Origin of the sequence: Shinella zoogloeoides, assembly GCF_033705735.1 — a bacterium.
In the GTDB taxonomy this organism is placed as follows: Bacteria; Pseudomonadota; Alphaproteobacteria; order Rhizobiales; family Rhizobiaceae; genus Shinella; species Shinella zoogloeoides_A.
In genome coordinates, this window is sequence record NZ_CP131131.1 from 229,085 (window position 1) to 249,578 (window position 20,494).

A 20,494-nucleotide genomic window follows, 5' to 3' on the forward strand; every position below is an offset into this window, starting at 1 on the left:
AGCGGCCTCCGTTTCGGCGAGGACGATACCGCCTTTCACCTAAAGGTAAACCCATGACTGTTGCCTCACTTGGCTTCAAAATCGATTCCACACAGGCGTCGTCGGCCGCGGTCGATCTGGAAAGGCTGTATGCCGCAGCCGCCAAGATGGAAACGGCGGCAGAGAGCCTGACGACCTCGGCGGGAGCACTTGCAGGTGCCTTGAGGCGTGTCGGAGACGAGACGAAGAAGGTGCCGCCGGTCGCCCGCCCGTTCCAGAACCAGGATGAGCATGTTAGGGCGTTCCGCGCCGAGATCGAGCGCCTGACGGTCAAGTATCAGCCCTTGGCGAACGCACAGAAGAACTACGCCGCAGCGGTGTCGGAGATCAACAGGGCTCATCAGCTTGGGATCATCAATGCCCAGCAGATGCAAAAGGCGCTTGACGGTGAACGCCTCGCCTTTGAGCGCCTGAAGACTTCAGCAACGACGGCGGGAACTGCGGTCAAGGCCGCAAACCAGAATGGGGTGAGCGGCGCGCAGCGAGCGGCCGGCATCAATGCTGGCTATCAGTTTCAAGACGTCGCGGTTACGTCAGCGATGGGCATGAGCCCGCTGATGATCGGCCTTCAGCAAGGTACGCAGTTGGCGTCGGTGCTGGCTGCTATGGAGCGTCCAGTCATGGGGCTTGGCGCAGCTTTCGCTTCGATCATCAGCCCGGTTACGCTTGTCACGGTCGGCCTGACCGCCGGTGTGGCGGCGTTGATCCAGTATTTTTCCACGTCCGAAGACGGCTCCGGCAAAATGGAAGCCGATCTGGAGCGCCAGAGCGAGCTTATTCAGACAGTTGCCGCTCGTTGGGGCGATGCAGCCCCTGCTCTCAAAGCGTACGCCGACGAACTCGAACGCGCGCGGGAAGAACAAGACAAGCAGGAAGCATCCGCGACCGCTGCAGAGTTGAAGATCAAGGGCCTCCGCGGTGAGATGGAGGGCTTGGTATCAGCGATTGGGAGAATGGACACCGATTTCGCTCTGTCCAATGCCATCAACTCGGCTGACACTGAGAAGGTCTCAATCTTCCGCAAGAACATGGTCGACGTCAAAGACGCGATCGAAGCGGGTAAAGACCCAACCCTGGCACTCAACAGCGCTCTGGAAAGCCTCTCGACAATACTCGGGGACAAGTCAAATCCGGTCATCAAGGAGTTCTATGATCTACTTTCTGGCGCAGCCGACAAGATGCGAGAAGTCGCGGATCAAGCGAAATCGTTCACCTCTTTGCCCAGGCTGTCGCCCCTCTGGTCCGAGAACGGGCGGATACTCGGTGATGAAATGTTTATCCCCCGCGTTCCCGGCATCCCAACTTCGAGACCTTCCGATCTAGCGGGCGATCCTGACGTCGCCGATTCTCGCATTCTTAACTCCGATGGGCGGTTTACCGCCGTTCCGGTGCCAACTGAAAAGCCCAACTTCTTCGAGCTGGAGAAGGAAAACGAGAAGGTTGATGAGGTTACCAAGGCCTATCTCCGCGCGCAGGAGGCGAAGGCGAACTTCTGGCTCGATGTCAGCTTCGCCGAGCGCCAGGCTGGCCGTAGCGCGATGGATAGGCAGATTGCCACCACGCTGACGCGATATGGCTTCGATGAGAATCTGAACTCCCCTGAGGCGAACGCCATCCGCCAGCAGCTTCAATGGAAGCAGGCGAAGGACTTGGCCCAGAGCTTTGGAGACGCGTTCAGTTCCGAGCTGCTTTCTGGCAGCCACGACATCGGCAAGGCCTTCCTCAAGGGCCTTGAGGCCGCGATTTCGGGTGAGGCCTCGAAGCTGTGGGAGAAGTTCTTCGACGGGATCGGCACCATCTTTGCCGACTGGCTCACGGGCTCGAAGGGCGGAACGGGCGCTGGAGCGAATGCAGTCGGTGCGGTAGCGGCTAAACCCCTTGGACTTGGCGGTTCTGCTGCGAATGACAATTTCGGTAAGGCTCCCGTCGTCCCTGTCAGTCGTTCGCTTCTGGGCGATATCGGATCCTATGCAACTGCAATCAAAGCGATTGAGAGCAGTGGCGGAAATTACAGCGCGCTCGGCCCCGTCACGCGCACCGGAGATCGTGCTTATGGCGCCTATCAGGTCATGGGAGCCAACATCCCGTCGTGGACGAAAAGTGCGCTGGGTACTTCATTAACGCCGAACGAGTTTCTGGGCAGCAAGAGCGCTCAAGATGCTGTATTCGAGAAGTACTTCGGTGCTTCCGTTGCAAAGTACGGTAATCCGCAGGACGCGGCGTCAGTGTGGTTTACCGGCCGTCCGCTTGCCCAAGGAGCGAACTCCGCCGACGTACTGGGAACGACTGGGAAGTCCTATGTGAACAAGTTCAATGCGGAGCTGGAGAAGGCCTCCAAAGGCCTCGGTGAGTTTGGTGGTGGCCTTGGAAAGCTCGGCTCAACCCTGGAAAGCATACCGCAAGCGCTTATGGCGAACGGTGGTGGCGGTGGCATCCTCTCCGGCCTCACCAAATACGGCATGGGCCTGTTCTCTGGCTCTTCGCAGTTCGCGTCGGCTTGGCTGAAAGGCGGCGTCGGGCTCTACGCTGATGGCACGAACTATGCGCCCGGCGGTCTTGCCATCGTCGGTGAGCGCGGTCCCGAACTCGTCAATCTCCCGCAGGGCTCCAAGGTGTTCAACACCAACAAGAGCCAGGACATGATGGCTGCCAACGGCAACGACCCAAAAGTCCAGCCGCCGAAATACGACATCCATATCTATGGCGGCTCCGGCGACCAGCATATCCGCGACCTCGTTCAACAGGGGATTGCAGCGGCGCAGGGCGAGCAGAGCTACCAGATGCGGCGTGGCGGCTTCGGCGACATGCAGCGGCGTTACTCGAACCAGAAAGGCTAGGGATGGCTCGTTACACAGACAATCCTACCGTTCCGGTTCGATATCTCCGGCCGAAGCGGGCGTCCTTCGACATCATCGGAAACTCGATTGATGGCGGCGTGAACGGGACAGGCGAGGCGATCTCGATAGAGATGAGCGGTGGGGGCCGTGTGAAGGCGCTCTACGAGCAATGCGTCCTTCAGGCAGACGACACCGAACGCTTCGAGATCATCAACTGGCTGGGTGCCCGCGGCAATGGCGGATTCCGCTTCTTCAACGTGCCTCTCTTGACCGATGCTTGGGGACCATTCGCGGCACGTCGGCCTGTCATCGACGGCATCCCGCATTCGGACGGTGCGTTGTTCTCTGATACCTCGGGGTACTCGCAGGCTTCTGTGTGGGGGCGTTTGACGGCTTCAGCCGCACTCGGGGCAGGGAATATCTTCTTGCGCGTCTACGGGGCTTCCCGGCCTCTGCGTTGGTCTGACTGGTTTTCGATCAATCATCCCACTAAGGGCTGGCGCGCATATCGGTATTGGGAGAGCATCAAGACCGAGGAGGGGAGCGAGACCGTGGAAGGTGTAGAGCTGAGCTATGCCGACTACGCGCTCGGGATCGGGCCAGCTCTTCGAGAGGCGTGCGAGGAGAACACCCGTGTCGAGTTAGCGCGACCGCTCTGCGTCATGCGCTTTCCGCAAGGGTTCACGCTTCCCTTGGACGTCGACGGCTGGCTCCAAGCTCGACCGACGCTCCAGTTCACCGAGGCGTTCTGATGGCGTGGATACCTGATGCCGTCATTGAGGAGATGCGCGGGAGCCATCAACTCGGGCTCTTCCTTCGGGTGGGGACCGAGCCTGCTCTCCATGTCTGGTTTGGGGTGCACGACATCCCGGCCAATTTCGACAGCATCGATCCGAACGGAACCGTCTATCTCGGCGGCGGCGTCCTGATCGGGGTGCCGACGCTGGAGGTGCTGATCAATGGGACTGCGGACAGCGTGGATTTCACACTGTCGGGCATCGATCCTGTTACAGGCGCGAAGACGCTGGACGCTCTGCCTCCGGTAAGGGGCGCACAGGTCCAAATCGGGATTACGACGCTCGACCGCTATTACCAGCCGATGAGCAGGATCATTCCGATCTGGAGCGGGATAGCTTCTCACGTCGGGGAGGCATCTCAGGCACAACCAAGCGACGGAGACCTGTCATTGATGCTTTCCCTGTCGGTGGTCGCAGGGGAAAGTACGCGATCGCGCCCATCGCGGTCGCTGTGGTCCTCTGCGCATCAAAAGGCAATCTCGCCCACCGACAAGTTCTGCGATGGCACGGCGCGGCTTGCGCGCGGTGTGCAGCCGGTCTGGCCCAACTTCTGAGAAGTCCATGGATATTCACGAATTCATTCGCCTGCCTCACCGGTTTCGTTGGGGCGGGGTCTCCGGCGACGATTGCGTGATGTTCTGCGCGACGTGGGCGCAGCATCTCTGCGGGACCGACCCGGCCGCCCGTGTCCGCGGGACCTACAGCGACGAGCGCGGTGCATACGCCGTGATGACGGCCAAAGGAGGCCTGGTGAAGATGATCGGCGGCGGGATCGAACCGCTCGGCTTCGTGCGCGTGATGGATGATCTTCGAGACGGGGATATCGGCGTCATTCGCGCTCCGTCTGCCATCGACTGTGTCGTCAGGGAAATTTGTGCCGTCCGATTCGGCCCGCTTTGGGTCGCGCTTGGCCCGAATGGTGTGGCTGGAAAGCGTGCCGATCACGTCGCAGCCTGGAGATATACGCCTTGAGCTTTCACCATCGCATGATGCTCCAGCGGTACGGGCTGGGGCATACGACGTCGCTCTATAGCCAGGTTCTCTTCGACCCGATCTTTACGCCGATCTTCACCGCAATTTTCGGGACCGCCGGTTTCACGATCGGCGCCACGACAATTACGTTCGCATCGATAGCCTCGGCCATCGCCACGACGGCAATATCCATCGGCCTGCAAATGCTCTTGGCCCCGAAGCCACCCAAGGCAGAGGATGGCAAGGTTCCGCTGACACAGGCTATTCCCTACCGGAATTTCATCGTCGGCAGGACACGAGTTGCCGGCGCTCGGATGCTGTGGGAATCGCTCGGGCCATATCTTTATTGCGTGCAGGCGCTTGCAGGACACCGCATTCATGCGGTCAATCGATACTACCTGCATGACGATGTCGTGACGTTGAGCAACAACATTTCCGGTGGCATGGCTCTCGTAAACGGGCTGGCCGATGGGCGATATGCGGCGGGCGGTGTTCGCATTGCCAGCCGGCTGGGGCTTCCGGTGGAGACGGCCTATGCAGGTATCGTATCCCGGCTTGGGCCATCGGGGATATGGACGAACGATCACCGTGGGGATGGTCAGGCGTCCGTTGGGTATCTTGTCGGCAATGCGCGGCAAAAGGAGCAGCAAAGGACGTACCCTTACGGCGCACCGCAGTTGTCGGTTGAGGTCGATGGCGCGCATTGCTGGGACTATCGAAACCCGTCGCAAAGCCCTGACGATCCGTCCACCTGGACGTTTACAAGAAATGCCGCGCTCATCATGTGCTGGCATCAGTGTTTCAATGAATTCGGTCATCGCCGGGATTATCGGAAAGCTATCCTGCCTGTCCTCAGCATGTGGATCGAAGAGGCAAACATCTGCGATGAGGATGTGCCGCGCGCCTCGGGCGGGACCGAAAAGCGATATGAGTGCAACGGTTGGGATACCACCGAGAACGGTCCCAAGGCTGCGACCAATGCAATCCTGGCCGCATGTGACGGATGGATATGCGAGCGGGGAGATGGTGCCCTTCTTCTCACCGTCGGCAAGTTTCGTGAGGATCGGGTCGCGGTTCTGACGGATGCCGACATAGTCGGGCACCAGATCCAATACGATGTCCTCTTCGAGGATGCGATCAACAGGCTGGTGCCGAAGTTCACCTATCCTGCAACCGACTACACAACGAGCGATACAGACTTCTTTGAGGACACCGCGGCGCAGCTCGAGGAGGGGCGCGTGCTGTCTGAAGAGGCGAACTATCAATGGGTGCACCAGTGGCGCCAAGCCAGGCGCCTCGGCAAACGCGATTGGCTTCGTCTTCAGGAGAAGGTCAAGGGGAGCATTGACGTGCGCCTGTCTGGCCTTAACGCCATCTATTCCCGATGGGTGAGGCTGCAGACTCCCAACCGCCTGCCACGCCTCAACGGGAAGCTGGTCGAGAACAGACGATCGATCCTCGCCATCACAAGGGGAGGATTTTCGATGGAGATCGTGCAGCACCCGGAGAATATCGACGCGTGGAACCCGGCAGTCGACGAAGGACGGCAGCCGCCCGTTCCGCCCGCGCCGAATGCGGCCGGCTTGAATGCCCCGGTTCTAGAGGCCGTCCAGGCTATCGCTACAGGCGGTTCCGTCTACCTAAAAGCGATTATCACGGACCCGGAAGACGAAAGCCTCACGCCGGTCCTGCATTATCGTGTGCAGAATGACGGATCGGGTGCGACGGGAGCATGGGTAGAGCAAGCGTTCCCCGATGTGATGCCGGCCAGCGGCATCATTATTCTCAGCACATCAGCCGTTCCCGCTGACACGATCCTTGATGTCGAGGTTGCATTCAAGGGGTCCGGGGGGAGTTACTCGGATTGGTCACCCACTGAAACGGTCGCCACGACGTCCGATCCCAATCCTCCGGGTGTTGTGACGGACCTTTCGGTCTCTGCTTCCGCGGGGTCGGCAACATTCAATTGGACGGCGCCGAACAGTGAAAATTACGTCGGTGCCAAGATCTATATCGGCACCACCAACAGCTTCGGTGCTGCCACCTACTATCCACCACCGGAATACGGCGCTGCGGGTTCGACCGATGCTCGAACGGTAACGGGCCTGTCTGCCGGCGTGAAATACGGGTGGGTGGTTTCCGTGAACGGATCGGACATTGCCGGCAGCCCTGTTGCAACCGGCGCCTTCACTGTCACCTAAACTTATCGGAGACAACATGGTTGAAACCGCAAACACGATCTGGGCGGATGGCCCGGCGAGCGCGCCCTTGCAGCCTGATAAGGCAAAAATTCGAGCATGGGGGTCTTGGCTGGAATCGTTTGTCACCGCTATCGGTGCGAACAGCGGATCCGTGTACGCCACCCGCGCGGCGCTTTACTCTGATCTCGTGCACGGGCCGAACAGTATGGCTTGGGTCGTTGATGACCCGACGGCCGGCTATAACGGCATCTATCAAAAGACGGGCGCTTCCGGTACCGGCTCATGGAGTCGGATTGCTGATCTTCCCTACAGCTTCATCACGGCCACGGATGTCGGCACAGGGACCCCGAACGCGATCATTGCGACCAGTTCTTTACCGATCAGTCCCTCGGCGCTGGTGATGATGGGTGTCTATGAAGCAAACACGGGCTCTCCCGTGACTGTCGTGTTCAACGGCGGGCCGACGCTCACGATCAAGACGAACACGGGAAATGATGTTGCGCCTGGAGGCCTCACGGCGGGTATGCAGCTTTTCGGTGTGGTCGCAGGGTCGACGTTCCGACTTGTGAGCGATCAGGTTTCCGCCGCCGTTGTGGCTGCAGCTGAAGCGGCCGCAAACGCAGCGGCGGCAAGCGCTTCGGATGCTGACACCTCGGCGGGGGGTGCTGCGGATAGTGCCGCGCTCGCAAGTAGGTGGGCCACGGAAGCCGAAGATGTGCCGGTTCTTCCCGGACTGTACTCAGCCTACCATTGGGCGATGAAGGCCGCAGCGACTGTGACCGGCGGTATCGCGGCGGCAATTCACGCTGCGACCACCAAGGCCGCACTCGATGACGCGGACGAAATGGGCCTCGCTGACAGTGCTGCGTCGTGGGGCCTGAAGAAGTTCACGCTGGCAAATCTCATCTCCAGCATCTTCAAGACGGCACGGACGATCGCGAACGCTCAGTTCGCGGCAGCTTCGTTCAAGCTCTTCAACGCGGCCGGAACGCCGCGGGCGTTGACGCTCAATCTCGCAGCTCTCACGGCAGACCGTGCAATCACGATGCCGGATCGTGCGGTCGATCTCGGAAACGTGCCCGCCGCCGCCGCATTCATCAGTGCCCCCTTCACCGCGGCACTCGGCTCTAACGGCCTGATCTCTCACGGCCTGCCCAGTGCACCGAAGAAGCTCAGCGCCTATGTCGTGCTCACGGCAACTGTCTCGGCAATGTCGGCAGGCGATGTTCTGAAAGCCGACTACGGTGTGGTAGCAAGCACGGCCTACGGCGTGCAGCTTTCCATCCCCTCGGGGAATACGACCCAGATCAAGTACCAGGTTACCAACGGCGGTATATCCACCGTGCTCAACGCCACGGGTGCCAGTGCTACAGGCGTTCCCTCGGCGTCTGGCCAGATCATTATCATCGCGGAGCTTTGAGACCATGGCCCAGAAGTTCTACGTGAACCCTGACGGATCGTATTGCGGAAGCCTGATCGATATAGATCCGGAGGACGCTGCCGACGAGAAATATCGGTACGCGACTGAGGTTGCTTCGCCTCCGCCCAGCGGCGATGCCCGGCAGATATGGGATGGAGATAGCTGGCTTCCGCTGCCCGATTTGCCCATCGTGCTTTACCCGGTGGACCTTTGGTCTCGTATGACGGACGACGAGGCGGCACAGGTCGAAGCCGCCATGACAACTCAGCCCATCCGCGTCCAGAACATCTTCAAGTACGCCTCGTCCTACCGCAGCGATCATGAGCTTTGGCCGCTGCTCGAAACCATGGCGACCGGTCTATTCGGCGCCGAGCGTGCCGCGGAAATCCTCTCGGCCTCCTAACCCTTCCACCTCAGGAACATTCCCATGAACCGCTCCGCATTCTATGCGTCGGTGCGCCAACGCGCATCCGGCGTCTTCGGCACGTCTTTGTCTCAAGCGCAGGTCAACGGTGTCGAGGCCATTCTCGATGAGGCAGAGAAGCGCGGGACGCCGCTCTTCCATCTCGCGGCCATCCTGTCGGAGGTCTATCACGAGACCGGCGGCCAGATGCAGCCGGTGAAGGAAACGGTCTACGCCAACAGCAAGGACCGGAATCCGTCCGACGCGACCGTGATCAAGCGTCTCGATGCTGCCTATGCCAAGGGACAGCTTCCGTGGGTCACGAAACCTTACTGGCGCGAAGGTTGGTTCGGCCGCGGCCTCATCCAGATCACGCATGAGGAGAATTATCGAAAGCTCGGCCTTTCAAAGGCATCGGCGCTTGATCTGAAGGCCTCAGTCCGAGCGACGTTCGACGGCATGGAGCAGGGGCTTTTCACCAGCAAGAAGCTTGCCGACTATGATTACCTCGTGATCCGAAACCCCGACGTGCCGGGCTTCAAATACTACAATTCCCGCGCCATCGTGAATGGTGACACCGCCAAGAACGGGGCGATGATTGCCGGCTACGCTGCGGCCTTCGAAAAGGCGCTGCGGGATGCTGGCTATAGCCCGCGAATCAACATCCCGGCCGCGGAAGCTCCTGCCGCCAAGAAATCCCCACCTGCCGAGCCCGCGCCGCAATCCTCGGCGCCAAAGGCGGGCCTCGCTGCCCTTCTGAAAGCTCTCCTCTCCCTCATTTTCGGATGGAAGAAATGACCGCTGTCCTCGCGCGCATTGCATTGCGTTATATCGCCGCCGCGCTTGTCACCGCTGGCTATCTCGATGCCGATCTCGGCCAGCAGATCGGTGCTGACCCGGATCTGATCATGCTCGCCGGCTTCGGTCTCGGGGCAGGCGTGGAAATGGCCTATGCCGCGGCCAAGCGGCTCAGGTGGGCGACATGATCGACAAGATCTCCCTCATCGGTGGCGCGCTGATCGGCGGCTTCGTCGTCTTCCTCGGCTTCGGCGTCGTCAATGACCTCTGGCTCCTCCCGCGCGCCGAGGAGCAGGGCAGGGCGTTGGAGCGCGCCGAGCTCGATGCCGCAACTACGAAAGCAATTGGAGAACTGACCAATGAAGCTGACAAAGCTCGTGTTGCTCGTCGCCTGTGCCGCGAGCGTGGCCGCGTGTACCTCAACGCAACGGGTGTCTGCGTCGAAAGAGCGGCTGAATAGCGCGGCCCGGGCGGTTGTCGGAACCTCCCTGATCGGCGCGCGCGGGGCAACCGCTGGCGATCAGGACAAGATAGACGATACTGTTGCCGGGTTATGCGGGTCGCACACGTGGACGCGAGACGAATGCGCCAGGCACGATGAGGCGTCAAAATGACGGGCGAGATCGGAACGCCTGGTCTGTGGATCAGGATATCGCATCGCTTCGGCCCGAGGATGATGGAATGGTTTTATGCCGGACACATGGTCCTTGCCGGCTATGTCCTTCTTTTGCCGGTCGCTACGTTCAACCAGCCAGCGTTCTCGGCTTTTCGGGCCGTGGTCCCTTCCGAGGATATGATGGGCTGGTTCATGCTCATCATCGGCTTTGCCCGCCTCATGGGATTGATCATCAATGGGGCGAAGAAGGAAGTCACTCCGCAGATACGGCAATTCTCTGCCGGTATCGGATGTCTCATCTGGTCCGGTATATCCTATGGCTTTGCATCCTCTGATGTCGTGAGCCTTTGGCTCGCCATATATCCGCTCTTCGCGGTCGGCGAGCTTGTCAACATCCATCGCGCGGCTCGCGACCAAGGGGAGAGACTGAATGGAAAAGCTGGCTGAGCTACCGCCGGCCGCCCTTATTACGTTCGGAGCGGTGCTGGCGGTGATATTCGCGGTTCAACGCCTCGGGTTGTGGCAGGGGCAGAAATCCACTCCTGCAACAGATAAGGCCCAGGTGGCCGCCGTTATTGTCGATCCATCCGCCCTCAACAGACTGACGGAGGAGGTTGGGAAACTCGTCGCGGCGGTGAGGAACCTTGTCGAGGTCGGCGAGGAAATGACGAAGACCGAAACCCATATGGCGATCGAGCTTGACAGGATTCGGGAAGAGCTGCGCATCCAGAGAGAGATCAGTCGGCGCGGTTAGCCTCTATCTTCTCGATGCACCTATCCCAGAACTCTTCCACCATCTGCGTGGCAATCCTGGCTGTATCTACAAAGCCGGTGTTCGGCAATATCCTCTTGTCACGTAGCTCGCGGGGATACGCCGCCGCCCACTGCCATTTGCCGGCCGTCGGCCCCGCCGTGTCTTTCCTGATCCTGCCAATATAGGCCACTCCATCAAATCCGCACCAGTCGAGATCGGTCGGAGGATCGTTCTCGTCTAGTTGCGTCCTGCGCCATTGGTAGCGGGGCTGGTAGGGATCGGTCATAGGCACATGACATACGCTGTCAAAAAGAGTGTCAAGGTGCGGGGATGGCAATGGATTCGCCAATGGAATCAATAGACGAGCCAAGCGCATAAGTGCGGGGGCACATTTACTATTCGTTAACGGAATCAACGCGCAAAGCGATTTTTTGTTAACGTACCATCAAGGTTAATGCTTCATTTTACCCTGACAACGAGCCGCTTTGGGCCCGTGCCTCGGCGCGGCAGGCTCCTATCGAACAGTTCCGGGCAGGAGAACACGCCGGCGAGCCGTCGGCGCGGGGGCCTGCACATGCGTGCGGAGTAGACAGTTGCGTAAGCGTAGCATTCGTCATGCCAAGGCAGGCCGCTTCTTTGCGTATCTGAAGCGGGAATGGAAAGTCCCTCTGGCGCTCGGGCTCGGCCTTGCCGCCATCGTTCCCACCGAATCGGCAAGGACCGACCTTGCCACCTATCTTGCCGGCCTCAACCGCAAGGGCGGCAATCAGACCATGGTGCTGACGCGCTCGCCTGCCGGCTCCGTGCACGAGATCGAGATCGACTTCGCCGACGCCATGACCACCGGCGGCATCGAGAGCGGGGCCGGGGTGGACCTGCCGGGCGGCGTCAAGGCGGCGGTGCTCAGCGAAGACAAGGGCAAGGGCGGAATTCCCGACGAGGAACGCGTCAACCGTCGCGACAAGAAGGGCCGCATCATCGCCGTCCTGCCCGTCCTGCCGCCGAAGGGCTTTGCCGCCGGCTCGATCCTGGAGCGCACCAGCTCGCTGCTTTCGCCGGTCTTCGACGCCGAGGAGCGCATGGCTTTCGCCAAGCCGCAGATCAAGGGCAAGGAGATCGCCATCGCCACTGCCTTCTACAAGAAGAAGGCCGCGCACAAGGATCCGGGCGTCTCGCCCATGCTCGCCAGCCTCGTCACCAACGACAAGGCCGACGTGCTCGCCACCGCCTATGCCCCCGTCGGGCCGGACTATGCCCGGGAATCGCCTTTCGATTCGATCCTGAAGCCCAAGGCGGAACTCGGCCGCTTCATTCCCGACATCTCCCCCGACGATCACGCCTGGGCCGCAACGGCCCTGCCGGCGGAGGTGTTCAGCGCCAAGGAACAGAAGTGCCTTGCCGAAGGCATCTATTTCGAGGCGCGCGGCGAGGAGGTGAAGGGCCAGGCCGCCGTCGCGCAGGTCATCCTCAACCGCGTGCGCAATCCCGCCTATCCGAAAACCATCTGCGGCGTCGTCTACCAGAACGAAAACTGGCGCGGCCGCTGCCAGTTCTCCTTCGCCTGCGACCGCATTCCCGACCTGATCCTGTCGCCCTGGAACTGGAAGACGGCGAAGGAAGTCGCCATGGCCGTCACCGCCGGCAAGATCTGGCTCGACGACGTCGGCTCGGCCACCCACTACCACGCGACCTATGTGAACCCGCCCTGGGGGCGGACGATGAAGCGCGTGGCCAAGATCGGCAAGCACATCTTCTACCGCACCTATGGCGGCGGCTGGAGCTGAGAGGCCTGCCGATCGTCCGGCGGGTGTGGTGAGTCCGTGCCACACCGCGCGCGATTCCCGGGGCGGAGAGTCGCGGCCTCCGCGTGAATCCTGTTAATTAACTGATATTGTTCGATATTTTTGGTGTTGCGCAAAGCTTCGCCATGCCTTGACTATACCGGCACCTAAAACTATGTTGCGCCCGACTTCAAAAGGGGTCGGATATGGCTTGCAGCCTAGCCTTTAATATGTCCGCAATGGGGCGAATGCACCGGCGGAGAAAGACGAGGAGGGCGCCATGACCGATCAGCAAAAGGAAAGTCTGGAAGACCGGCTGAAGCGCCTCGACGCGGAACTCGCGGAGCGGCGCAAGACAGACGGGGCGGATGCAGCCGCCGAGGCGAGGGCAGCCGAGAGCCGTACGGGCTACGCGGTCGCCATGAAGCTCTCGAGCGAGTTCGTCGCAGCCGTCATCGTCGGGGCGCTTCTGGGCTATCTTTTGGACCATTTTGCGGGTACAGGGCCTTGGGGGATGATCGTTTTCCTGCTCCTTGGCTTCGGTGCCGGCGTTCTGAACGTGATGCGCGCGGCTGGCATGGTGGCATCGCCCCACCCGGTCGACAGGCTGGCGGGGCGAGAGCCCGGCAAGGCCGGCGGCAGGCGGGACGAAACCGAGACGAAGGACGGCGCCTGACGGCGTGGTCCCTATAGTGGGTGACTTCCGCCGCAAGGCGGGCAAGCGAGAGAGATAAGCGGTGTCCAACGATCCGACCCATCAGTTCCTGGTCAACAAGATTGTTCCGATCGAAATCGGCGGCATCGATTTCTCGTTCACCAATTCCTCGCTGTTCATGGTCGCCACCGTCGCGGTCGCCGCGGGCTTCCTCTATTTCACCACGGGCCAGCGCGGCCTCGTGCCGAGCCGCATGCAGTCGGTCTCGGAAATGTCCTACGAGTTCATCGCCTCGATGCTGAGGGAAGGGGCGGGCAGCCACGGGATGAAGTTCTTCCCGTTCGTCTTCTCGCTCTTCATGTTCGTGCTGACGGCGAACCTCATCGGCATGATGCCCTATTTCTTCACGGTCACCAGCCAGATCATCGTCACCTTCGCCCTGGCGATCCTCGTCATCGGCACGGTCATCGTCTACGGTTTCTACAAGCACGGCTTCGGCTTCCTCAAGCTCTTCGTGCCCTCCGGCGTGCCCGGCGCGCTTCTTCCGCTGGTCGTCTCGATCGAGGTCATCTCGTTCCTCTCGCGCCCGATCAGCCTCTCGATCCGTCTCTTCGCCAACATGCTGGCGGGTCACATCACGCTGAAGGTCTTCGCCGGCTTCGTCACCTCGCTGAGCGCCCTCGGCGCCGTGGGTGTCGCAGGCGCCGTCCTGCCCCTTCTCATGACCGTCGCCCTGACCGGTCTCGAATTCCTCGTGTCGTTCCTGCAGGCCTATGTCTTCGCAGTTCTGACATGCATGTACCTCAACGATGCCGTGCATCCGGGTGGTCACTAAGGAAACAGTCGTCGGCGCCCTCGGGCGTCGCTCATAAGCCGCAACAACCCATTCAAGGAGTTCAACATGGAAGCGGAAGCAGCAAAGTTCATCGGCGCAGGTCTTGCCACGTTCGGTCTTGCCGGCACGGCTCTCGGCCTCGGCAACATCTTCGGCAACTACCTCTCCGGCGCTCTGCGCAACCCGTCTGCTGCTGACAGCCAGTTCGGCCGTCTCGTATTCGGCTTCGCCGTTACGGAAGCTCTGGGCATCTTCTCGCTGCTCATCGCTCTCCTCCTCCTCTTCGCCGTCTGATATCGGCAGAGGATCGGACCATGGCCCCTTGGGCCGTGGTCCACCGTACGCTTGAGTACATGATTGAGAGTGCCCCCTGGAGGTGAGCATGTCCGTGACCCCGGCGTCGGCCGAGTCCACCCCTTTCGAAATCGCCCAGGCCGAGACTCCTGCCGTTACCACGCATGAGGCCCAGCCGGCAGGCGAAGTGCACACCGAAACTGGTGTCGCACATGGTGAAGAGCACGCCACCGGCGTCTTCCCGCCTTTCGACCAGACCACATTCGCATCGCAGCTCCTGTGGCTGGCGATCACCTTCGGTCTTTTCTACCTTCTCATGTCGAAGGTCGTCATTCCGCGCATCGGCGGCATCCTCGAGACGCGTCACGACCGCATCGCGCAGGATCTCGACGAAGCCGCACGCCTGAAGGCGGAAGCGGATGCCGCGATCGCGTCCTACGAGCAGGACCTCGCGAGCGCCCGTGCCAAGGGCAACGCCATCGCCTCGACCGCCCGCGACGAAGCCAAGGCCAAGGCCGATGCCGAGCGCGCCAAGATCGAAGCCTCGCTGCAGGACAAGATTGCCGGTGCCGAGAACCGCATCGCCGAAATCAAGGCCAAGGCGCTTGCCGATGTCGGCTCCATCGCCGAGGAAACCACGGCCGCCGTCGTCGAACAGCTGATCGGCGCCAAGGCCACCAAGGCCGAGATCGCTTCCGCCGTGAAGACGGTCGCAGGCGAATAAGGGAGGTTTCGATGGAATTCGACGCAACATTCTACGCCTTTGTCGGCCTCCTGCTGTTCCTGGCCCTCATCGCCTATCTCAAGGTTCCGGGCATGATGGCCAAGGGTCTCGACGCCCGCGCCGAGAAGATCCAGAACGAGCTGGCGGAAGCCAAGCGTCTTCGTGAGGAAGCCCAGCACCTGCTCGCAGAGTACCAGCGCAAGCGCAAGGATGCCGAGGCGGAAGCCGCCAGCATCGTCGCCGCCGCTGAACGCGAGGCGAGCGCGCTGACCGCCGAAGCCAAGCAGAAGACCGAGGAATACGTCGCCCGCCGCACGGCGCTCTCCGAGCAGAAGATCAAGCAGGCGGAAGCCGACGCGATCAACGCCGTGCGCGCTGCCGCCGTCGACCTCGCTGTCGCCGCTGCCGAGAAGGTCATCACCGCCAAGGCGGATGCGACCACCGGCAAGACGCTTTTCGACAACGCCGTCAAGGAAGTGAAGGCCCGCCTCAACTGAGGTGCCTTTCGCAGAACGATTTAGAAAGGCCGCCCGAGGGCGGCCTTTTTGTATTGGCGGCTGCTTCGCCGATTGTGACTGATCCGCCGCTGAAGTTCAGGCTATGCCATGCTTCTTCAAAAGCGCCTGTTCGTCACCCGATATCCAGCCGAAAATCTTCGGCTCTCCGTCCAGCGCCTGAACCAGATAGTGAACGTCAAAATCTATGTTGACGTCCGGCCGATCTGTCCGCGCATAGGTGGCGGTCCAGGCAACATGGGCCATGCAATGATGCTCATCGATCGGGGACAGGCGGATATCGCGTATCCGCATTTCCTTCGTCCCGATCGCGCGGTAGTGATCATGGCCCTGCGTCATGCCTCGCCTGAATTGATCGTCGTTCTTCCCGGTTCTTACCCCGGCGGGAGCGGCGCCTATGAACTCGGAAGCATAAAGCGATGCGAGTTCGCTCATGTCCGACTTGCCGCCCAGAGAGCGGTTGAAAAAGCGTTCGTACCGCTCGAATAGTCGCCTTACAGCCTTCTCCATAGCGTGGCTCCAGATCGCCCGTTCCAAGTAAAACATAGTCGAGGAAGACGCGTGTAGGGAGGGGGCCGGCCAACGGCGGGTTCCGTAGACTCCGTATGGCTCGGCGCGTCAGTCCTGCTTCAGCGGCCGGAAGCTCATGCGATGGAGGCGGCACGGCCCTATCGATGCGATGGCCTTGCGGTGGACTTCCGTGGCGTAGCCGGCGTGGATGGCGAAGCCGTAGCCGGGGAAGGTGGCTTCGGCGCGGGCCATCATGCGGTCGCGCATGACCTTGGCGACGATGGAGGCCGCGGCGATGGAGACGGAGAGCGCATCGCCCTTGACGACGGCGCGGCCTTCGCAGGCGAGCCCCGGTGGCACGTCGCGGCCGTCCGTCAGGACCAGCTTCGGTGCGACCTCCAGGCCGGCGACCGCCCGGCGCATGGCGTCGAGGCTGGCCTTGCGGATATCGATGACGTCGATACGGCGCGAAGAGCTGGAGGCGACAGAGACGAAGGCGCTCTGCATGATGAGCGCGAAAAGCAACTCACGTTTTGCCGCGCTCAGCTGCTTGGAATCGTGGAGGCCGGGCGGGATATTGTCCGGGTCGAGCACCACGGCGGCGGCGACGACGGGGCCGGCGAGCGGGCCGCGCCCGGCTTCGTCCGTGCCGGCGACCGGCCACAGGCCCCGCTTGCGGGCCGCGATCTCCATCGAGAAATCGGGCCCTTCGGGCATGTCGAAAAGGAGGCGGGAATCGGAGGATATGCTCTTGGCCATGGCGGAGACCATGCACATCCGTCCGATTCCCTGCAAGTCCTCCGGCGGATGCGGCGCGCCAGAGGAGCTTCCGGGGCGCCCAGGGGATGGCGCGGGCCGGAAAGCGGTTCTGCCGAGGCCGGCCCGCTACCGGGCCGGAGGACATATTCAAATTGACGCCGTTAGCTGTGTGGCCCCCTCATCCGGTCTTTCGGGCAGCCTTCTCCCCGAAGGGAAAAGGAGGAATGGCGAGGTCCAATCCCATGGCGATAGGCTTGCCGGAGAGAGATGTGTGGCGACACATCCCTCGCCTGCGATGCGGATTTACAGCAGCGAAAGCTGCACGCCGCTGCCCGAGGGCGGGATGAACTGGTCGATGGCGAGGTTGCGGCGGGTGCGGGTCAGATCCAGCCGCTTGGCAGTCATTTCGAAGCGGCGGGCGATCTGCCAGGCATAGGGGCCGGCGCCCTTCATCCGCTTGCCGAACTCGGCGTCGTAATCCTTGCCGCCGCGCATGGAGCGCACCAGCGACATGACATGGCGGTAGCGGTCCGGGTAGTTGCGAAGCAGCCAGTCGCGGAAGAGCGGGCTTACCTCCAGCGGCAGGCGGAGGAGTACGTAGCTCGCTTCGAGCGCGCCCGCCGCCTTGCCCGAATCGAGCACCCGCTCGATCTCGTGGTCGTTGAGGCCGGGGATGATCGGCGCCATCATGATCGCCGTCGGGATGCCGGCTTCCGACAGCGCGCGGATCGCCTCCAGCCGGCGCGGCGGGGTCGCGGCGCGCGGCTCCATGGTGCGCGCGAGCTTGCGGTCGAGCGTGGTGACGGACATGCCGACCCAGGCGAGCCCGCGCGCCGCCATGCGCGAGAGGATGTCGATGTCGCGCATGACCAGCGCCGACTTGGTGACGATGGAGACCGGATGGTTCGCTTTATCCAGCACGTCGAGGATCTGCCGCATGATGCGCCACTCCTTCTCGATCGGCTGGTAGGGGTCCGTATTGGTGCCGATGGCGATGACGCGCGGCTTGTAGCCGGGCCTGGAAAGTTCGCGCTCCAAAAGCTTCGGCGCATCGGGCTTGGCAAAGAGCTTCGCCTCGAAGTCGAGGCCGGCGGAAAGGCCCATGAAGGCATGGGTCGGCCGGGCGAAGCAGTAGATGCAGCCATGCTCGCAGCCGCGATAGGGATTGATCGAGCGGTCGAAGGGAATGTCCGGCGATTCGTTGCGGGTGATGATCGTGCGGGGCTTCTCGACCTGCACCTCCGTGCGGAAGGGGGGAAGCTCCTCCAGCGTCTGCCAGCCGTCGTCGAATGTCTCGCGCGTCACCGGCTCGAAACGGCCGGTGAAATTGAGGCTTGCTGCGCGGCCGCGCCGCCGATCGCCGTCGACCCGCATGCCCGTCTGCGCCATCAGCGCATCGGCAACGTCCTTCGTGTGGCCGGGCGCCAATGCGCCCTGCCTGAGGCTCACAAGATCGTTCATGGCTGTCTCCGGGCGGGGCCGTCTCGCCCCGATTCAATGACTATATTCCTATCGCCGAAATGAGAACATTGCAAGAACAAATTTCCGTTCCGCCCGGCAGGGCGGCCGGATGGTGGCAATCGATGCTGCGATGCGGTATGGGAAGGAATGCTGACGATCATCATGGAATGCCACAACGACGAGGCGGAACTGGCGCAGACGCTTTCCGCGCTGGTGGCGGGCGCGGTCGAAGGCGTGGTACGTGACGTGATCGTGCTCGACCACGGTTCGACCGATGGCTCGGCGCGGGTGGCCGACGCTGCCGGTTGCCGGTTTCTGACGGATTGGGACCTGAAGGACGTGGTGCAGTCGGCGCGCGGCGACTGGCTTCTGCTGCTGGAGCCCGGTGCCCGGCCGCTGGCGGGCTGGGTGGACGCCGTCACCGACCATGTCGCGATCGATCTGAAGCCGGCGCGCTTCGCCGCTTCCCGCAACCATCGCCGGAGCTTCCTCCAGCGGATCGGCCGCAGGTCGCTGCTCGAACAGGGCTATCTCGTCAGCAAGCGCACGGCGGCGGCGGGCCTGCGCCCGGGCATGGCGCTGGCGGACATCGCCAACGGCCGGGCGGTGCGCGAGCTTGTCGCCGAGATCGTGCCTACTTGGGCGGTGAAAGCGATGCGCGTTAAAACACAGAATTAGAGAGTGCGGTCAGCCGGGCGAGCGTTTCAGATGCTCGTCGAGGCGCGGCATGATTTCCACGAAATTGCAGGGCATGTGGCGATAGTCGAGCTGCGCCTTGAGGATGCCGTCCCAGGCGTCCTTGCAGGCGCCGGGCGAGCCCGGCAGCACGAAGACGAAGGTGGCGTTGAGGACGCCGCCGGTCGCGCGCGACTGGATCGTCGAGGTACCGATCTTGTCGTAGGAGATGCGGTGGAAGACCTCGGAAAAGCCGTCCATGCGCTTCTCGAAGATCGGCTCCAGCGCCTCCGGCGTCACGTCGCGGCCGGTAAAGCCGGTGCCGCCGGTGGTGATGATCACATCGATCGCCTCCTCACGCGTCCAAGCCTCCACCCGGGCGCGGATCGCGCCGACATCGTCCGGCGCGATGGCGCGGGCGACGAGGCGGTGGCCGGCATCGGCGATGCGTGCGGCGAGCGTATCGCCGGAGCGGTCGGTCTCGGGCGTTCGCGTATCGGAGACCGTGAGCACGGCGATGCCGACGGGAATGAAGGGTCTCGTTTCGTCAAGCTTCGCCATCGCTGCCTCCGATTGTCCGGGTGGCGGTGACGAACCAGCGGGGATGGCGCTGCGCCAGCATCGCCGCCGCCGCTTCCGCCGCCGCCTCGCTCGTATATAGCGCGAAGCAGGTGGCGCCGGAACCGGACATGCGCACCACGCGTGCATCCGTCGCGGCAAGGCTTTCCGCGACCAGGGAAATCTCCGGGCAGAGGTCGCGGGCGGGAGGCTCTAGGTCGTTGCGCAGGCCGCCGATGGCATCGAGCCAGCCGGCAGGCGCGTCGTTCATGACGAGCGGCGGATTGTGTCGGGAGGCGAGCGCCTTGAAGACCGCGGGCGTGGAAACGCCGACCAGCGGATTGACCAGCACCATCGCCAGCGCCGGCAGGGCGAGGGGCGTGATATCCTCGCCGATGCCGCGGGCGATCAGCGGGCGGCCGGCAAGGCACATCGGCACGTCCGCGCCGAGCCCGAGGGCGAGCGCCTCGCGCTCCCCGTGCGGCAGGCGGGTCTGCCAGAGCGCCTCAAGAGCGCGCAGCGTCGCCGCCGCATCCGCCGAGCCGCCGCCGATGCCGGAGGCGATGGGCAGGTTCTTTTCGAGATGGATGTGGACGGGCGGGGCGGCCTTGCCGTGCCGGGCGAACGCAGCGCGCAGGCGGTCCCGAGCACGGATGACGAGGTTGTCGCCCTCTGCAGCAAGGGTCTCGGAAAAGCGGCCGGAAAGCGTGAAGCGGTCTTCGGCCGCGGGCGACAGGCCGATGCGGTCGCCGAAGGCGGCGAAGGTCACGAGACTGTCGAGGAGGTGGTAGCCATCCTCGCGCCGGCCGACCACGGCGAGCGCGAGGTTGATCTTGGCCGGTGCCGGTTCGACAACGGCAAAGCCCGAAAGGCTTTCGGCGAGCATCGCG

Annotated in this window: 25 protein-coding genes; 19 read left to right on the top strand and 6 right to left on the bottom strand. The window is 62.4% G+C overall.

Features of this window, described 5'->3' with window-relative positions:
* Window positions 1-53: 53 nt before the first annotated feature.
* The 12 genes from ShzoTeo12_RS18690 to ShzoTeo12_RS18750 all read left to right on the top strand — a co-directional run bounded on the left by ShzoTeo12_RS18690 (window position 54) and on the right by ShzoTeo12_RS18750 (window position 10,837).
* Window positions 54-2,876 carry a phage tail length tape measure family protein gene (locus ShzoTeo12_RS18690; protein ID WP_318913521.1) on the top strand — a complete coding sequence of 941 codons (2,823 nt, stop codon included), beginning with the start codon at window positions 54-56 and terminating at the stop codon, window positions 2,874-2,876.
* Between the two features lie 2 nt (window positions 2,877-2,878).
* Window positions 2,879-3,628, top strand: coding sequence for a hypothetical protein (locus ShzoTeo12_RS18695; protein WP_318913523.1), 750 nt, complete (start codon window positions 2,879-2,881; stop codon window positions 3,626-3,628).
* Complete coding sequence (locus tag ShzoTeo12_RS18700; protein WP_318913524.1) at window positions 3,628-4,227, top strand: hypothetical protein; 600 nt, start codon at window positions 3,628-3,630, stop codon at window positions 4,225-4,227. Before ShzoTeo12_RS18695 ends, ShzoTeo12_RS18700 begins: the two co-directional genes overlap by 1 nt.
* A 7-nt stretch (window positions 4,228-4,234) precedes the next feature.
* Window positions 4,235-4,645, top strand: a complete 411-nt coding sequence (locus ShzoTeo12_RS18705; RefSeq protein WP_318913526.1) for a DUF6950 family protein — start codon at window positions 4,235-4,237, stop codon at window positions 4,643-4,645.
* Window positions 4,642-6,846 (top strand): hypothetical protein, encoded by a 2,205-nt coding sequence (locus ShzoTeo12_RS18710; protein WP_318913527.1) that lies wholly within the window; start codon window positions 4,642-4,644, stop codon window positions 6,844-6,846. Before ShzoTeo12_RS18705 ends, ShzoTeo12_RS18710 begins: the two co-directional genes overlap by 4 nt.
* 16 nt (window positions 6,847-6,862) lie before the next feature.
* Complete coding sequence (locus tag ShzoTeo12_RS18715) at window positions 6,863-8,266, top strand: hypothetical protein (protein WP_318913529.1); 1,404 nt, start codon at window positions 6,863-6,865, stop codon at window positions 8,264-8,266.
* 4 nt (window positions 8,267-8,270) lie between these two features.
* Window positions 8,271-8,669: a hypothetical protein gene (locus tag ShzoTeo12_RS18720; RefSeq protein ID WP_318913530.1), complete on the top strand. Its 399-nt coding sequence runs from the start codon at window positions 8,271-8,273 to the stop codon at window positions 8,667-8,669.
* 24 nt (window positions 8,670-8,693) lie between these two features.
* Window positions 8,694-9,467 carry a hypothetical protein gene (locus ShzoTeo12_RS18725; RefSeq protein ID WP_318913532.1) on the top strand — a complete coding sequence of 258 codons (774 nt, stop codon included), beginning with the start codon at window positions 8,694-8,696 and terminating at the stop codon, window positions 9,465-9,467.
* Window positions 9,464-9,655 carry a hypothetical protein gene (locus ShzoTeo12_RS18730; RefSeq protein WP_318913534.1) on the top strand — a complete coding sequence of 64 codons (192 nt, stop codon included), beginning with the start codon at window positions 9,464-9,466 and terminating at the stop codon, window positions 9,653-9,655. The genes ShzoTeo12_RS18725 and ShzoTeo12_RS18730 overlap by 4 nt, the downstream gene beginning before the upstream one ends.
* Window positions 9,652-9,927 (top strand): hypothetical protein, encoded by a 276-nt coding sequence (locus ShzoTeo12_RS18735; protein WP_318913536.1) that lies wholly within the window; start codon window positions 9,652-9,654, stop codon window positions 9,925-9,927. The genes ShzoTeo12_RS18730 and ShzoTeo12_RS18735 overlap by 4 nt, the downstream gene beginning before the upstream one ends.
* Window positions 9,928-10,077: 150 nt before the next feature.
* Entirely contained in the window at window positions 10,078-10,530 is a 453-nt protein-coding gene (locus tag ShzoTeo12_RS18745) for a hypothetical protein (RefSeq protein ID WP_318913539.1), read from the top strand.
* Window positions 10,514-10,837, top strand: a complete 324-nt coding sequence (locus tag ShzoTeo12_RS18750) for a hypothetical protein (protein WP_318913541.1) — start codon at window positions 10,514-10,516, stop codon at window positions 10,835-10,837. Before ShzoTeo12_RS18745 ends, ShzoTeo12_RS18750 begins: the two co-directional genes overlap by 17 nt.
* Here ShzoTeo12_RS18750 and ShzoTeo12_RS18755 read toward each other — a convergent pair.
* Window positions 10,821-11,123 carry a hypothetical protein gene (locus ShzoTeo12_RS18755; RefSeq protein ID WP_318913542.1) on the bottom strand — a complete coding sequence of 101 codons (303 nt, stop codon included), beginning with the start codon at window positions 11,121-11,123 and terminating at the stop codon, window positions 10,821-10,823. The genes ShzoTeo12_RS18750 and ShzoTeo12_RS18755 overlap by 17 nt on opposite strands.
* A gap of 307 nt (window positions 11,124-11,430) precedes the next feature.
* Between ShzoTeo12_RS18755 and ShzoTeo12_RS18760 the strand changes: the two genes are divergently transcribed.
* The 6 genes from ShzoTeo12_RS18760 (at window position 11,431) to ShzoTeo12_RS18785 (ending at window position 15,623) form a co-directional block, all read left to right on the top strand.
* Window positions 11,431-12,621 carry a cell wall hydrolase gene (locus ShzoTeo12_RS18760; protein WP_413251179.1) on the top strand — a complete coding sequence of 397 codons (1,191 nt, stop codon included), beginning with the start codon at window positions 11,431-11,433 and terminating at the stop codon, window positions 12,619-12,621.
* Between the two features lie 277 nt (window positions 12,622-12,898).
* On the top strand, window positions 12,899-13,294 hold the full coding sequence (locus ShzoTeo12_RS18765) for an AtpZ/AtpI family protein (protein ID WP_119254460.1): 396 nt from the start codon (window positions 12,899-12,901) through the stop codon (window positions 13,292-13,294).
* 61 nt (window positions 13,295-13,355) lie between these two features.
* Window positions 13,356-14,108 (top strand): F0F1 ATP synthase subunit A, encoded by a 753-nt coding sequence (locus ShzoTeo12_RS18770; protein ID WP_119254461.1) that lies wholly within the window; start codon window positions 13,356-13,358, stop codon window positions 14,106-14,108.
* A gap of 66 nt (window positions 14,109-14,174) precedes the next feature.
* Window positions 14,175-14,402, top strand: a complete 228-nt coding sequence (locus ShzoTeo12_RS18775; RefSeq protein WP_119254462.1) for a F0F1 ATP synthase subunit C — start codon at window positions 14,175-14,177, stop codon at window positions 14,400-14,402.
* A gap of 88 nt (window positions 14,403-14,490) precedes the next feature.
* Window positions 14,491-15,126 carry a F0F1 ATP synthase subunit B gene (locus ShzoTeo12_RS18780; RefSeq protein WP_318913545.1) on the top strand — a complete coding sequence of 212 codons (636 nt, stop codon included), beginning with the start codon at window positions 14,491-14,493 and terminating at the stop codon, window positions 15,124-15,126.
* A gap of 11 nt (window positions 15,127-15,137) precedes the next feature.
* A complete protein-coding gene (locus ShzoTeo12_RS18785) occupies window positions 15,138-15,623 on the top strand; it encodes a F0F1 ATP synthase subunit B (protein ID WP_318913547.1) in 486 nt (161 codons plus the stop codon).
* A gap of 96 nt (window positions 15,624-15,719) precedes the next feature.
* On the opposite strand, the gene ShzoTeo12_RS18790 is transcribed toward ShzoTeo12_RS18785, so the two are convergent.
* The 3 genes from ShzoTeo12_RS18790 to ShzoTeo12_RS18800 form a co-directional block, all read right to left on the bottom strand.
* Complete coding sequence (locus tag ShzoTeo12_RS18790) at window positions 15,720-16,151, bottom strand: nuclear transport factor 2 family protein (protein WP_318913548.1); 432 nt, start codon at window positions 16,149-16,151, stop codon at window positions 15,720-15,722.
* Window positions 16,152-16,259: 108 nt separating this feature from the next.
* The gene (locus ShzoTeo12_RS18795; RefSeq protein WP_413251197.1) at window positions 16,260-16,922 is read right to left on the bottom strand and encodes a ribonuclease HII; all 663 of its coding nucleotides are present in this window, start codon (window positions 16,920-16,922) and stop codon (window positions 16,260-16,262) included.
* Between the two features lie 291 nt (window positions 16,923-17,213).
* Window positions 17,214-18,371, bottom strand: a complete 1,158-nt coding sequence (locus tag ShzoTeo12_RS18800; RefSeq protein ID WP_318913549.1) for a PA0069 family radical SAM protein — start codon at window positions 18,369-18,371, stop codon at window positions 17,214-17,216.
* A 147-nt stretch (window positions 18,372-18,518) separates the two neighbouring features.
* Here ShzoTeo12_RS18800 and ShzoTeo12_RS18805 point away from each other — a divergent pair, with 147 nt between their 5' ends.
* A complete protein-coding gene (locus tag ShzoTeo12_RS18805) occupies window positions 18,519-19,049 on the top strand; it encodes a glycosyl transferase (RefSeq protein ID WP_318913551.1) in 531 nt (176 codons plus the stop codon).
* 9 nt (window positions 19,050-19,058) lie between these two features.
* On the opposite strand, the gene moaB is transcribed toward ShzoTeo12_RS18805, so the two are convergent.
* A complete protein-coding gene (gene moaB, locus ShzoTeo12_RS18810; protein ID WP_318913552.1) occupies window positions 19,059-19,607 on the bottom strand; it encodes a molybdenum cofactor biosynthesis protein B in 549 nt (182 codons plus the stop codon).
* Window positions 19,594-20,490, bottom strand: a complete 897-nt coding sequence (locus tag ShzoTeo12_RS18815) for a 4-(cytidine 5'-diphospho)-2-C-methyl-D-erythritol kinase (RefSeq protein ID WP_318913553.1) — start codon at window positions 20,488-20,490, stop codon at window positions 19,594-19,596. Before ShzoTeo12_RS18815 ends, moaB begins: the two co-directional genes overlap by 14 nt.
* Window positions 20,491-20,494: the final 4 nt, after the last annotated feature.

Bases quoted from the DNA above. Each gene is read 5' to 3' on its own strand.
- ShzoTeo12_RS18690 (WP_318913521.1), top strand. From the start codon at position 54: ATGACTGTTGCCTCACTTGGCTTCAAAATCGATTCCACACAGGCGTCG.
- ShzoTeo12_RS18695 (WP_318913523.1), top strand. From the start codon at position 2,879: ATGGCTCGTTACACAGACAATCCTACCGTTCCGGTTCGATATCTCCGG.
- ShzoTeo12_RS18700 (WP_318913524.1), top strand. From the start codon at position 3,628: ATGGCGTGGATACCTGATGCCGTCATTGAGGAGATGCGCGGGAGCCAT.
- ShzoTeo12_RS18705 (WP_318913526.1), top strand. From the start codon at position 4,235: ATGGATATTCACGAATTCATTCGCCTGCCTCACCGGTTTCGTTGGGGC.
- ShzoTeo12_RS18715 (WP_318913529.1), top strand. From the start codon at position 6,863: ATGGTTGAAACCGCAAACACGATCTGGGCGGATGGCCCGGCGAGCGCG.
- ShzoTeo12_RS18720 (WP_318913530.1), top strand. From the start codon at position 8,271: ATGGCCCAGAAGTTCTACGTGAACCCTGACGGATCGTATTGCGGAAGC.
- ShzoTeo12_RS18725 (WP_318913532.1), top strand. From the start codon at position 8,694: ATGAACCGCTCCGCATTCTATGCGTCGGTGCGCCAACGCGCATCCGGC.
- ShzoTeo12_RS18730 (WP_318913534.1), top strand. From the start codon at position 9,464: ATGACCGCTGTCCTCGCGCGCATTGCATTGCGTTATATCGCCGCCGCG.
- ShzoTeo12_RS18735 (WP_318913536.1), top strand. From the start codon at position 9,652: ATGATCGACAAGATCTCCCTCATCGGTGGCGCGCTGATCGGCGGCTTC.
- ShzoTeo12_RS18745 (WP_318913539.1), top strand. From the start codon at position 10,078: ATGACGGGCGAGATCGGAACGCCTGGTCTGTGGATCAGGATATCGCAT.
- ShzoTeo12_RS18750 (WP_318913541.1), top strand. From the start codon at position 10,514: ATGGAAAAGCTGGCTGAGCTACCGCCGGCCGCCCTTATTACGTTCGGA.
- ShzoTeo12_RS18755 (WP_318913542.1), bottom strand. From the start codon at position 11,123: ATGACCGATCCCTACCAGCCCCGCTACCAATGGCGCAGGACGCAACTA.
- ShzoTeo12_RS18765 (WP_119254460.1), top strand. From the start codon at position 12,899: ATGACCGATCAGCAAAAGGAAAGTCTGGAAGACCGGCTGAAGCGCCTC.
- ShzoTeo12_RS18775 (WP_119254462.1), top strand. From the start codon at position 14,175: ATGGAAGCGGAAGCAGCAAAGTTCATCGGCGCAGGTCTTGCCACGTTC.
- ShzoTeo12_RS18780 (WP_318913545.1), top strand. From the start codon at position 14,491: ATGTCCGTGACCCCGGCGTCGGCCGAGTCCACCCCTTTCGAAATCGCC.
- ShzoTeo12_RS18785 (WP_318913547.1), top strand. From the start codon at position 15,138: ATGGAATTCGACGCAACATTCTACGCCTTTGTCGGCCTCCTGCTGTTC.
- ShzoTeo12_RS18790 (WP_318913548.1), bottom strand. From the start codon at position 16,151: ATGGAGAAGGCTGTAAGGCGACTATTCGAGCGGTACGAACGCTTTTTC.
- ShzoTeo12_RS18795 (WP_413251197.1), bottom strand. From the start codon at position 16,922: ATGGTCTCCGCCATGGCCAAGAGCATATCCTCCGATTCCCGCCTCCTT.
- ShzoTeo12_RS18800 (WP_318913549.1), bottom strand. From the start codon at position 18,371: ATGAACGATCTTGTGAGCCTCAGGCAGGGCGCATTGGCGCCCGGCCAC.
- ShzoTeo12_RS18805 (WP_318913551.1), top strand. From the start codon at position 18,519: ATGCTGACGATCATCATGGAATGCCACAACGACGAGGCGGAACTGGCG.
- moaB (WP_318913552.1), bottom strand. From the start codon at position 19,607: ATGGCGAAGCTTGACGAAACGAGACCCTTCATTCCCGTCGGCATCGCC.
- ShzoTeo12_RS18815 (WP_318913553.1), bottom strand. From the start codon at position 20,490: ATGCTCGCCGAAAGCCTTTCGGGCTTTGCCGTTGTCGAACCGGCACCG.